Source organism: Vibrio sp. RM-41-2B, assembly GCF_024744415.1.
In the GTDB taxonomy this organism is placed as follows: Bacteria; Pseudomonadota; Gammaproteobacteria; order Enterobacterales; family Vibrionaceae; genus Vibrio; species Vibrio diabolicus.
This window is the reverse complement of record NZ_JAMQWD010000019.1, coordinates 343,680-355,010: the sequence shown is the minus strand read 5'-3', so window position 1 is coordinate 355,010 and position 11,331 is coordinate 343,680. Positions and strand designations below refer to the sequence as shown.

Here is an 11,331-nt window from a genome sequence, read left to right as displayed (position 1 = left end):
GACGAAATTCAAGGTTTTTGCTCTTGCATTATGAGGGCTGATACTGAATAATCGCCCCATCGATTGAGGCAAGTCCTCTCGAAAAGAATTATGGGGCTCTGGTCCTCTCGCAACAATAGCTCGTGAACTCGGTCAGGTCCGGAAGGAAGCAGCCGCAGCGGGTGACTTGTGTGCCGGGATGTGGCTGGGGTCCCACCCTTTAAAAGCCCTGCGTATATCGCAGGGCTTTTTTCGTTTTTGAACCCTCTTTTACTGCGTTTGCTCTTCAAAGTCTTCTGATGAATCAAGTTTCTTGAGGTTATTTAGGTATAATTTATAATCTCACGCGCTTGATACCGAACTGTCGTGAAGATTGTTTCGAGTACATTCGCCGAATAACCATTTTCACCTGGGATACTTTAATGATTTCAAAAAACCAATTAAAACTGCTTCGTGCTTTAGGTCAAAAGAAACAGCGTAAAGCGCATGGCTTATTCCTAGTTCAGGGTGAAAAGAACGTTTTAGAGCTGGCAAGCAGTTCATTAAAGGTGAAGCATGTCTTCGCAACCGAGGCATTTCTCGAACAAAACGCTAGTGCGCTAAGTGGTTTTGATTGCATTGAAGCATCGCTTGACGACCTGACCAAAGCGAGCACTCTCGTGAGCAATAACGCGGCCATTGCAGTGGTTGAAATCCCGAGTGTAAAAGTGCCTCAAGCAAAAGGCTTGATGATTGCGCTAGATGGTGTATCTGACCCAGGTAATCTAGGAACGATTATTCGTGTCGCAGACTGGTATGGCATCAAGCACATTATTGCGAGTACAGATTGTGCTGATCCGTATAACCCTAAAACGATCAGCGCGACCATGGGCAGTTTTGGCCGCGTACAAGTGAGTCTGGTTGATTTGCCAAGTTACTTAGAAGAAGCCAATTTGCCAGTTTATGGCGCGTTTCTGGAAGGGGAGAGCGTTCATAAAACGGAATTCGCTGCTGAAGGTATTTTGTTGATGGGCAGCGAGTCCCACGGCGTACGTGAAGAAGCTGCGAAGCTCGTGACAAATAAGATCACGATTCCGGCATTTGGTGGTGCTGAGTCGCTGAATGTCGCAATGGCAACCGGTATTATTTTAGACAATATGCGTCGACATCATTGTTAATGTAACTATGCGCCAATAATGAAGCCAGTCAATTTGACTGGCTTTGTTGTATTTACCACCTGTTAAAAATGAGCCCATTTGCAAGTTGTACTCAATTAAACAACAGTGAATGCCGATGATGACTTAATTTTGATTCAGATCAATAGGCTGCACCTATAAATAAAATTACTCATTTCCATTTAGTAAATTCAGGAAATTAGGCGACACTTATCTAAAGGCCGCAATAAAATGCCCTTAAGGAGATAAGAATGCATTCATTAAAAGTAAAAGATTACATGACGTTGCAAGCGGTGACCTTCACTAAAGATATGTCACTTTCGGCTGCTTTGAATAAAGTCATGCAAAGCGTCACATTAGGTGGCCCCGTCATTGATGAGAATGAAAAGGTAGTTGGATTCTTATCAGAACAAGACTTGTTAGATAAATTGGTGAAAGCGAGTTATCACTGCCAAGACACGCATACCGTTCAAGAGTGTATGCATGACGATGTTTTATCTGTTTCTCCAGACATGTCAGTGATTGAGTTGGCTGACATGATGAAGATTGGTAAGCCAAAAATGTATCCAGTGGTTGACGGTAAAGGTAAGTTGGTTGGCGTTATCACTAGGCGAGATGTGCTGCGCGCCATCGGGATGACTTTAAATGAGTGTTTTAAGCATCCAGTTTAACCTTTTTGATCAAATATCATAGGTGCTTGATTTTAAATAAGTCATTTGGAAAGACGCTTCGGCGTCTTTTTTATTTTCAATCGACGAGTTTTTAAAAAATCACCTTGACCTTGGAGCTAGCTCTAAGGTTTATCCTTAGTCATAGGCAAAGAGCCTACACCAATAAGGAAAATAAATTATGTGTACGAAACATCAAGGTTGCCAATCTAGCAAAATCAAAACTGCGGTGCCGCTTGGCGCGAGCGAGTCGTGCTGCGCACCAGTAAAATCTTCACTCAACATTTCTCAAGCTGGCGTAGAAGTGTCTGAAAGTTCATGCTGCAGCGGAGGGAGTTGTAGCGCCGACCCAGGTGAGGAAGAAGAGCCCTCAAGGGAGAATGATTCCTCAATTCGAAACTCGTGGCTTGTGTCAGGTATGGATTGCCCTTCATGTGCACAAAAGCTTGAGAAGGCTATTACGTCTTTGGAAGGTGTTAACCAAGCAAAAGTCTTATTTGCAACAGAAAAACTTGTTGTCGATTTTAACGATCGCGAGCTGACCTCTACGATAGAGCATACAGCCCAACAAACAGGTTTTCCGCTTTCTTCAATCGATGCTCCAAAACCAAATACCGCAACGAAAGGCTGGCGTGGGGTAGTAAAAGAAAACATTCAAATTCTCTCTATTGCTAGTGCGATGGTTGTCGCGGCAATAATTTCTAAGATCGACCCTCAAATAAGCACTTGGTTATTCACGTTGACCTGCTTACTGGGTTTATACCCAATTGCGCTCAAAGCGTTCAAGTTGGCGCGTAGCGGTACGCCTTTTGCGATTGAAACGTTAATGAGTGTGGCAGCGCTCGGCGCTTTATATTTAGGTGAAACCGCTGAAGCGGCAATGGTGTTATTGCTTTTCCTTATTGGTGAAAAGTTAGAAGCATATGCATCATCTCGCGCTCGAAGTGGTGTCCAAGCGCTAATGGACTTAGTCCCAGAAAATTCAATTTTAATTGTTGATGGTGAGCGTAAAGAGGTGCCTGCAGCTCAGCTTAAGCCTGGGGATATTATAGAAGTTGCACCCGGTGGTCGTTTGCCAGCGGATGGTGTGTTGCAAGATGCGCTTGCAAGTTTTGACGAAAGCGCGTTAACGGGAGAATCCGTTCCCGTTGAGCACCAAACGGGTGGCAAAGTGATGGCCGGGGCTGTGGTTGTCGATAAAGTCGTTCGTTTACAGGTGGCTTCTCGTCAAGGCGAGAATGCGATTGACCGAATTCTCCATTTGATTGAAGAAGCAGAATCTCGTAAGGCACCATTAGAACGTTTTCTGGATAAATTCAGCCGTTGGTATACGCCGCTGATGATGTTGGTGTCCTTGATGGTTATCGTCACGCCACCACTGTTGTTTGCTCAACCGTGGGAAACGTGGATTTATCGAGGACTTGCCCTGTTACTGATCGCCTGTCCGTGTGCGTTGGTTATTTCAACGCCCGCAGCAATTACTTCTGGCTTGGCGGCTGCGGCGAAGCGGGGGGCATTAATCAAAGGTGGCGCGGCGCTTGAGTTGCTTGGTAAGGTGGAGTCCGTCGCATTTGATAAAACCGGTACATTGACGCAAGGTAAGCCGCAGGTGACCGACGTCTTTGCTTTTGATGTAGATGAAGACAAGTTACTTAGCCTGACAGCCTCAATCGAAGTTGGCTCAAGCCATCCTCTCGCGGTTTCTTTAGTTAATAAAGTGCAACAGCAGGGGCTTACTATTCCTGAAGCGCTAGATAAAACCGCGCAAGTGGGCTCTGGTGTCACAGGTTACGTCGATGGGAAAATAGTCCAAGTAGTCACGCCTTCTAAGGCCGATTTTCCGCTTTCTCAAGAAACCGAAGAGCGAGTGGTGACGTTGGAACAACAAGGTAAAACGGTTGTTATTGTGCGTTACGATTACGAGGTCATTGGCGTGATTGCATGGCAAGATACATTGCGCCCAGATGCCCAAGAAGCTATCGCTACGTTGAAGGAGCTTGGGATAACGTCGGTGATGCTAACCGGTGACAACCCGAGAAGTGCTGAAGCAATGGCGACCAGAATAGGCTTGGATTATAAAGCAAGCTTATTACCAGCAGATAAAGTGCATTACGTCGAGAAACTATCACAGCAACACACCGTTGCAATGGTGGGAGACGGTATTAATGATGCGCCAGCGATGAAAGCTTCGAGTATCGGTATTGCGATGGGAGGCGGTACGGATGTTGCGCTGGAAACGGCCGACGCGGCATTAACGCACAATCGTCTGATTGAGTTACCTGCCATGATAGAACTATCGCGTGCGACGTTAAGTAATATTCGTCAGAATGTTGCGTTAGCGCTTGGTTTGAAAGGCGTTTTCTTGGTGACAAGTTTATTGGGCATTACGGGTCTATGGGTGGCAGTATTAGCTGACAGCGGCGCAACTGCACTGGTTACGTTAAATGCGTTGAGATTGCTCCGTTTTGAGTCCAAGCAGGCCAAGTGACCTACCTAACTAGCTAATAAAAAGCCCGAGGCATTCGTGTCTCGGGCTTTTTTAACCGTGTTGACGAAATTCAATAAGATGTCTAGTTTGTTTTTGAAATCACGCATCGCTATGCAACAAAATGAGCCAAACCCTCTAAAAGTGTGATCACTGCTTGTTTTGGGTGAAATTATAGTTTCATTACATTTTCTCATTGTGATTATGATCACTCTATGTTGGTGAAAGGTTCGCTACAGTGCATTTGTACCCAATAACTGATTAATGAGCTTATTGTTCATAAAATAAGCCACAATAAGGAGCGACTTATGTCTCAAGCTGTATTTCATTTAGGTGTTACTGAAGCTGATCTTAATGGTGCGACTCTAGCCATCATTCCTGGTGATCCAGCGCGCGTTCAAAAAATCGCAGAACAAATGGAAAACCCAGTATTTCTAGCAAGTCACCGTGAATACACGCTATACCGTGCCGAATTAGACGGTAAACCTGTTGTGGTTTGTTCTACAGGTATTGGTGGCCCTTCTACCTCTATCGCAGTTGAGGAACTCGCGCAGCTTGGTGTTCGTACTTTCCTACGTGTTGGTACAACTGGCGCAATTCAACCGCATGTAAACGTAGGTGACATGATCGTAACTACGGGGTCAGTTCGCCTTGACGGTGCGAGCCTGCACTTTGCGCCAATGGAATTCCCAGCAGTTGCTGACTTTGAAGTAGCAACTGCAATGAAAGCGGCAGTAGAAGAGTCTGGCGCTGCGGTTCACATGGGTGTGACAGCTTCAAGTGATACGTTCTACCCAGGTCAAGAGCGCTACGACACGTTCTCTGGTCGCGTTGTGAAGCGTTTCCAAGGTTCTATGCAAGAATGGCAAGACATGGGCGTACTTAACTTTGAGATGGAGTCTGCAACATTGCTAACAATGTGTGCGAGCTCTGGTCTAAAAGCAGGTTGTGTAGCGGGTGTAATCATCAACCGTACACAAAAAGAGATTCCAGATCATTCAACTCTGAAAGAGACGGAAGCTCGTTCAATTAAGGTGGTAGTAGAAGCAGCGCGTAAAATGCTGTAAGCCGCGATAATTGGCATTTTAAACAAACGGAAAAACCAGAGGCACGCCTCTGGTTTTTTTCTACCTATCTAAACCCACACTTAAAAATCAGGTATGAAAAAAGCAGCCTGTAACGCTGCTTTTGATCATTTTGAATTCTAGCTTTTATCGCTGATGTTAGATCTCGTCCGAGCCACCTGCGTCTTTAAACCAAGCCGTTAGGTGCGTTCTTAAGTCTTTAAGCTCATCAGGGCCAATCAGAGCTAGCCCCAAATCTTCTGCACGAGTAATGTCATTGTGACGAAGCGGTCGGAAGCTCACCAGCATGGCACGTGCTTGTAAACCACCTAGCAGATCTCTGAGGGATTCTAGCTTGTACAAGGTGTCATCGCCGTCATCTCGCATGCCTTTGGTTTTACACTCAATGATGTGGAGCTTGTTGTTTACCACTGTTGCAACATCCAACTCATTGCGTACTTCACTTTCACCAAGTTTGCGATAAACCTGAACATTCAAAGAGCGATCTTGAATCGTCGGCATCGTATCTTGAATTTGCTTGACTGTGCTGTGTACCAGAGTCTCTAACCATTCACCGTTTGAAAAGCGGCGTGCATCTTCATCAGCAAACGTTAGAACGCCATTCTCATAAGTGGCGATTTGCGCTTCCACTAAGTCCGAAAGCAGCATGTTGAGCTCACGGTAGCCTTGTTGCTTTTCAGAAAGCTCCACATCAAGTTTTTGCTCTTTGCGGCATGTGGTTGCAAGGTAGTTAAGAGTCGCTAAGCCTGGACCAAGTTCAAGCGCATTTGAGGCCCAGCGTTCACCAAGTTCATACAGTTTTTTATCAAGAAGAGGAGGTAAATCAACGTGGTGGAACTCGCCGCGTGCGCCGAAGATAGTGAGGTAGTCAGCAATCGTAATGTGGTCTTCGACTTGAGTATCTTCTTTGCCATCTGGGTATAACCAGCAAAGCTTATCGCTACTTGGCTCAACCACAAAAATTGGCCAGCGATAGGTACGGAAAACCTCGTACACAGACAATAAGCGATGACGAAGACCGCAACTGGCGTTCAATTTCACATCTTCGCCGCGCTCATGGAGATCTTTTGCCAGTTTTTGAATCGCTTGTTTGATCAGCGAAGTATTGACGGCGGATGGGATTTCAAAAAATTCGGAAGTAATGTCTCGTTGCTCTAAAACGGCACTCAGTCGGTCAAATATATCTAACTGGCTCTTGTCTCCGATGAAGACGATATGTGTGCTTAGCGTACGATTATCTAATAGAGGAGTGACCAATCTCACTGGGTCTTGGTCGATAATACCAACATGAACAGCCATAGATTTTCCTTTTTATGAGGCCGCTCGAAAAGAGATGTGCAAGGGGATGAGCTGGCCATATTAATCATATGTAGACATGGCTGATAAAAAACAAGGGCGACTTAACAAAAAGTCGCCCTTATACAGTTGATTGCACTAATTAATGCTCAAATTTATAAATTATTTATAACTTAAAGCGGTGAACCAATTCATTCTGCTGATGAGCCAAGTGAGTCAGGGATTCACTGGTCTGTGCGATGCTCGACATAGCTTGGAAGCTTTCATCGGCGATACTATTGATATCTTCAATACTGCGTGCAATGTCTGCTGAGGTTTCACTTTGCTCTGCTGCCGCTTGCGAAATATGCGTACTCATTTGGCTGATTTCGATGATTAGCGCTTGAATCTCTTCCATTGAGCTGTTCGCTTTTGATGCTTGCTCAACAGACATCTCCATATCGCTCATGCAGCTTTGTATCACTTGATTTGCTGACTGAGAGCTGGATTGCAGATTACTGATCATCGATTCAATTTCAGTGGTGGATTGAGTGGTTCTGGATGCAAGCACACGCACCTCATCGGCCACTACCGCAAAGCCGCGACCTTGCTCGCCAGCGCGAGCCGCTTCAATTGCTGCATTCAATGCCAGTAGGTTAGTTTGTTCAGCAATGTTGCGAATCACATCGAGGATAGAACCAATTTGACCACTCATTTTTTGCAGTTCAGAGACAGCGGAAACGGATTCGTTCAAACGCGTTTCCAGTTGATTTATGGTCGAGATATTGCTGCTCATGACATTTCTGCCTTCTTCAGAGGCAGATTCGACACGCTGCACCATTTCTAGTGAGCCTTGTGCACTTTGAGCGACTTCTTGCACTGAGTGAGACATTTCCGTCATTGCGGTCGCAACGTTTGCTGTTTGCTCGCGTTGTGAACTTAATTTGCTTTGCGCTTGCGAAGACGTGCTTTCGTTTGTTGCTGCGGTCGAAGATAGGTTCTCTGACGCTTCGTTGAGTTTCACTAAGATCTCGTGAAGACTGTCGGCTAGTGAGTTAATGTGTCCACTCACTCGGCTGAACTCGTTGTTATAGCGAATATCGATACGTTGTGTCATGTCACCTTCAGTCAGGCTTTCAAGCACTTTTAGAATACGAGTCAATGGCTCGCGAACGCTATGCGCGATGTGGTAGCCAATCGCTGTGGCAAGTAGCACGACGACAACGCCAATGATGATGGCTTTCGTCACACCCGCAGAATAAATGTCACCAGCGTCTGCTAACGATTCATTAAGTTTATCCGTTGCGGTTGTCGTAAATTGCTCAAGAATCGCCATCGTTGAATCAACTTTATTCGCTAGGTTGGCGATGTTGTTGTATAGCGCTGCACGAGCATTGAGGTAATTATTGTGCTGGTCTAAGACACCTCCACGCATTCCCACGTCGCGTGTGAATTGTTCTACCGACTCACCAAACGCTGTTTTTAGTTCAGGTAATTGAGTAACTAAACCACGGAAAGCATAGTTCAAATGAGTCACTGCTTTGCGGTTTTTGGTCACGGCTTGCGTAACAAACTCAGGATCAGAGCTGGCGAGGGCATCAGAGGTTATAACTTCGGCATCTTTTAGCTTAATGAAGTAACTCTTCGCCATGACTTTGACAGAAATGCTGGTTTGATCTGCCACATATTCTTTAAGGCCGACCGACAACTCGGTATTCAGCTTTTGGAAGCGACGTGACGATTTTTGCACTTTTTCTTGCGCAGCGAACATTGCTTCGTAGTTGTCCATGGCTTCAAGAGCTTCAGTAAAATAGCTCTGCTCTAACGTTTTTAATTGTGAAAACGGTTCGGCAAGAGAGGGGTAGATTTGGCTTGCAGTTTCCAGTTGAGCCAAAGTGGATTCGAAACGTTGTTGAGATCTAGCAAATTCCTGACGCATTTCATCCATGCGTTGTTTATTCTCTGTCGTCAGAAAATCTTTAAACGATTTGTCGGCAGAAAGCAGTTCAACACTGGTTTGGTTAGATAACGATACCAGAGGTAGGGATGATTTAGACACGGTGCCAAACTTCCCGTGAATATCACTCATTCCTCCCATCATAATGGCAATTGTGACGGCAAATAGGATGATGATCAGAGCAAAGCCCGCATACATCCTTTTAATAACTGAACCTCGCATAAGTGAGCTTCCTCTCCCAAAATAGACAAGCTACCCAAGAATTTTGAGCTTACTTGGGTATAAAAATAATAATTGTCTTAAAAAAGTAACAAAATTCATTGGATTGTATTGAGTTTGTGACGCGCATTTTATGACGCACACGACAAAAAAAGCTTCGTTAATTAGCGTTTGATTAATAATGTTAAGTGAACACTGTTTTTATTGAGCTCCGCTTTTGGTTGGCGCATACTAATTGGGGTCTAATTACCTTTATAAAATGGAGTCCTCATGGCGGAAGAAACGATCTTTAGTAAAATTATTCGTAAGGAAATCCCAGCCGATATTCTTTATCAAGATGAGTTGGTGACTGCGTTTCGCGATATTAACCCGCGCACACCGAGCCATATTCTCATTATTCCGAATAAATTGATCCCAACAACGAATGATGTTGAAGCTGAAGATGAAGCAATGATGGGGCGTTTGTTCACTGTTGCTAAAAAACTGGCGAAAGAGGAAGGCATTGCGGAAGACGGCTATCGCCTGATCGTTAATTGTAACCCGCACGGTGGCCAAGAGGTTTACCATATTCACATGCACCTATTAGGCGGTCGTCCTCTAGGTCCAATGGTATTGAGCTAAGCTTTAAAAAGTGGGTGGCGCAGTTCACCCACTTCTTTTTCCTGTCGAATGACACATTTGTGGAGATAAATGTGAAACTAGGTGTAAAGCTGTTAGGGCTGATGAGCTGGGCTTTAATGGCCTCTGGCTGCGCGAATTTGTCTGCGGGCAATCTGTTTAGTCACTACAGCAACCAGAATCAAGAAGTTTATCAAGCCGTTGTTGCAGGGGAATATGCGAAAGCGAAACAACTTCAATCGAGCGATGTGGGTGGCGAGATACTTGGCAACTTTGAAAAGGGCCGTATTTCTTTTCTTGCTGAAGATTACCCGACAAGTTTGAAAGCGCTGGAAAATGGTGATCGTGCCGTTCGTGTTCAGCAAGATCGCGCGACTATTTCTGTGTCAGAAACGGCAACGAGCGTCGGCTCTCTCGCAGTGAACGACAATCTCCAAGATTATCATCCCGCCGATTATGAACTTGGCTTTCTGCACCTTTATCTCGGGCTAAACTATTTACAGAAAAACGATTTGGAAGGGGCGCTTGTTGAAGTGCGTCGAGCCAATCAAGTTCAGGAAGCGGCAAGAAAGGCGCGTGAAAAAGAACTAAAAGCAGCAGAAAAAGACCTGAAAAAGCAAGGCATGTCTGCCAATTTAGGCAGTGTGTTGGCGAGCTACCCTGATGCTGGTAAAAAACTAAGCGCAGTACAAAACGGCTATTTGTTCTATCTTTCTGGCTTGTTATATGAAGCGTCACGAGATTTAAACAGTGCTTATGTTGATTACCGACGAGCACTCGCTGTGATGCCAGACAACAAACAAGTTGTTGAAAGCACGCTGTACGCCGCTAAGAAACTAGGCATGCGTGAAGACTTACGCATGCTAGAGAAACGGTATGGTAAAGCACCTTCTGGGTTAACTCAGTCTCAAGGTCGAGTCATCGTTATTGATGAACAAGGCGTTGTGGAGGCTTTGAAAGGTTGGCGTATTGATCTACCGATTTACGACAGTCGCGATAATGGGGCTATTTATTCGTTGGCGCTTCCTTATTATCCGAATCGGGGTGCGCAACGTTTTAGCGATGTGGTTTTAAATGGTCAGGTATTGCCTTCTAGCACGCTGACTGATGTTAATGCGATGGCACAAAACGATCTTAATGAACGTCTGACTACAATGGTGATCCGTCAAGCTCTTCGCGTTTGGGCAAAAGATCGAATCCGAAAAGAGGCGGCGAAAAAAGGCGATGATGTGGGTAACATACTTTTCAATGTATGGAACACATTGACCGAGCAGCCGGATACGAGAAGTTGGCAAACATTACCAGCGCAAGTGAAAACGGCATCAAAAGTCGTGAAACCGGGAACACAAAGTTTAAACTTGGGTGATCAAACCTATCAGTTTGAAGTGCCTGCACAGCAGACTACATTGGTATGGGTATCTCGTCAAGGAACACACTCAACCGTGTGGCATAAACAGCTAGGGAGACTGTAATGAAAGCATGGCTTATTTGTTTAGCAATGGCTATTGGTTTAGTTGGATGCGCCGAAAACACGGCTGGTATTCGAATTGATGGTCAAACGCAAAAAGTATTTTTTAATGATAACGTTTTGGGTAGTCGCTTATTAGTTGACAACATCACCACCACTTACGTTGATGATCGTCCACGTGGAGTGGTGCAACTAAGCAGTAACTATAAAGGTGACCAGCACATTCTTTACCGCTTCTATTGGTATGACAATAATGGTTTAGAAGTGAATACCAAGCCTGGCCCATGGCGCAAAATGATTGTGCGAGGGTTTGAGCAAGTCACGTTATCTGAAGTTACTGTGAATCCAAATGGCACCAAATTCCGTGTTCAAATTAGAGAAGCACAAGACAATTAATCTTAACGGCTTTGCCGAAGTTGCCGC

General features: G+C 45.0%; 9 protein-coding genes and 1 other RNA gene. 8 read left to right on the top strand and 2 right to left on the bottom strand.

Annotated features, from left to right (window positions below):
• The first annotated feature begins 96 nt into the window (after nucleotides 1-96).
• From ffs to udp, 5 genes are all read left to right on the top strand, one after another.
• Nucleotides 97-193, top strand: an RNA gene (ffs, locus tag NB463_RS14560) — signal recognition particle sRNA small type.
• A 208-nt stretch (nucleotides 194-401) separates the two neighbouring features.
• A complete protein-coding gene (locus NB463_RS14555; RefSeq protein ID WP_005390601.1) occupies nucleotides 402-1,136 on the top strand; it encodes an RNA methyltransferase in 735 nt (244 codons plus the stop codon).
• A 248-nt stretch (nucleotides 1,137-1,384) separates the two neighbouring features.
• A complete protein-coding gene (locus NB463_RS14550) occupies nucleotides 1,385-1,804 on the top strand; it encodes a CBS domain-containing protein (protein ID WP_005390603.1) in 420 nt (139 codons plus the stop codon).
• A 178-nt stretch (nucleotides 1,805-1,982) separates the two neighbouring features.
• Nucleotides 1,983-4,289: a zinc/cadmium/mercury/lead-transporting ATPase gene (locus tag NB463_RS14545; RefSeq protein WP_258430973.1), complete on the top strand. Its 2,307-nt coding sequence runs from the start codon at nucleotides 1,983-1,985 to the stop codon at nucleotides 4,287-4,289.
• Nucleotides 4,290-4,594: 305 nt separating this feature from the next.
• A complete protein-coding gene (gene udp / locus NB463_RS14540) occupies nucleotides 4,595-5,353 on the top strand; it encodes a uridine phosphorylase (protein WP_012842006.1) in 759 nt (252 codons plus the stop codon).
• Between the two features lie 156 nt (nucleotides 5,354-5,509).
• Here the strand turns inward: udp and NB463_RS14535 are convergent, their stop codons facing one another.
• Nucleotides 5,510-6,670, bottom strand: coding sequence for a DUF1887 family protein (locus NB463_RS14535; protein ID WP_005390608.1), 1,161 nt, complete (start codon nucleotides 6,668-6,670; stop codon nucleotides 5,510-5,512).
• Nucleotides 6,671-6,833: 163 nt separating this feature from the next.
• Nucleotides 6,834-8,825, bottom strand: a complete 1,992-nt coding sequence (locus NB463_RS14530; RefSeq protein WP_005390610.1) for a methyl-accepting chemotaxis protein — start codon at nucleotides 8,823-8,825, stop codon at nucleotides 6,834-6,836.
• 267 nt (nucleotides 8,826-9,092) lie between these two features.
• Between NB463_RS14530 and hinT the strand changes: the two genes are divergently transcribed.
• From hinT to NB463_RS14515, 3 genes are all read left to right on the top strand, one after another.
• Nucleotides 9,093-9,443: a purine nucleoside phosphoramidase gene (gene hinT / locus NB463_RS14525; protein WP_005390611.1), complete on the top strand. Its 351-nt coding sequence runs from the start codon at nucleotides 9,093-9,095 to the stop codon at nucleotides 9,441-9,443.
• 71 nt (nucleotides 9,444-9,514) lie between these two features.
• Nucleotides 9,515-10,912 carry a COG3014 family protein gene (locus NB463_RS14520; RefSeq protein ID WP_005390618.1) on the top strand — a complete coding sequence of 466 codons (1,398 nt, stop codon included), beginning with the start codon at nucleotides 9,515-9,517 and terminating at the stop codon, nucleotides 10,910-10,912.
• A complete protein-coding gene (locus tag NB463_RS14515; RefSeq protein ID WP_005390620.1) occupies nucleotides 10,912-11,304 on the top strand; it encodes a YcfL family protein in 393 nt (130 codons plus the stop codon). Before NB463_RS14520 ends, NB463_RS14515 begins: the two co-directional genes overlap by 1 nt.
• Nucleotides 11,305-11,331 lie beyond the last annotated feature (27 nt).

Bases quoted from the DNA above. Each gene is read 5' to 3' on its own strand.
- NB463_RS14555 (WP_005390601.1), top strand. From the start codon at position 402: ATGATTTCAAAAAACCAATTAAAACTGCTTCGTGCTTTAGGTCAAAAG.
- NB463_RS14550 (WP_005390603.1), top strand. From the start codon at position 1,385: ATGCATTCATTAAAAGTAAAAGATTACATGACGTTGCAAGCGGTGACC.
- NB463_RS14545 (WP_258430973.1), top strand. From the start codon at position 1,983: ATGTGTACGAAACATCAAGGTTGCCAATCTAGCAAAATCAAAACTGCG.
- udp (WP_012842006.1), top strand. From the start codon at position 4,595: ATGTCTCAAGCTGTATTTCATTTAGGTGTTACTGAAGCTGATCTTAAT.
- NB463_RS14535 (WP_005390608.1), bottom strand. From the start codon at position 6,670: ATGGCTGTTCATGTTGGTATTATCGACCAAGACCCAGTGAGATTGGTC.
- NB463_RS14530 (WP_005390610.1), bottom strand. From the start codon at position 8,825: ATGCGAGGTTCAGTTATTAAAAGGATGTATGCGGGCTTTGCTCTGATC.
- hinT (WP_005390611.1), top strand. From the start codon at position 9,093: ATGGCGGAAGAAACGATCTTTAGTAAAATTATTCGTAAGGAAATCCCA.
- NB463_RS14515 (WP_005390620.1), top strand. From the start codon at position 10,912: ATGAAAGCATGGCTTATTTGTTTAGCAATGGCTATTGGTTTAGTTGGA.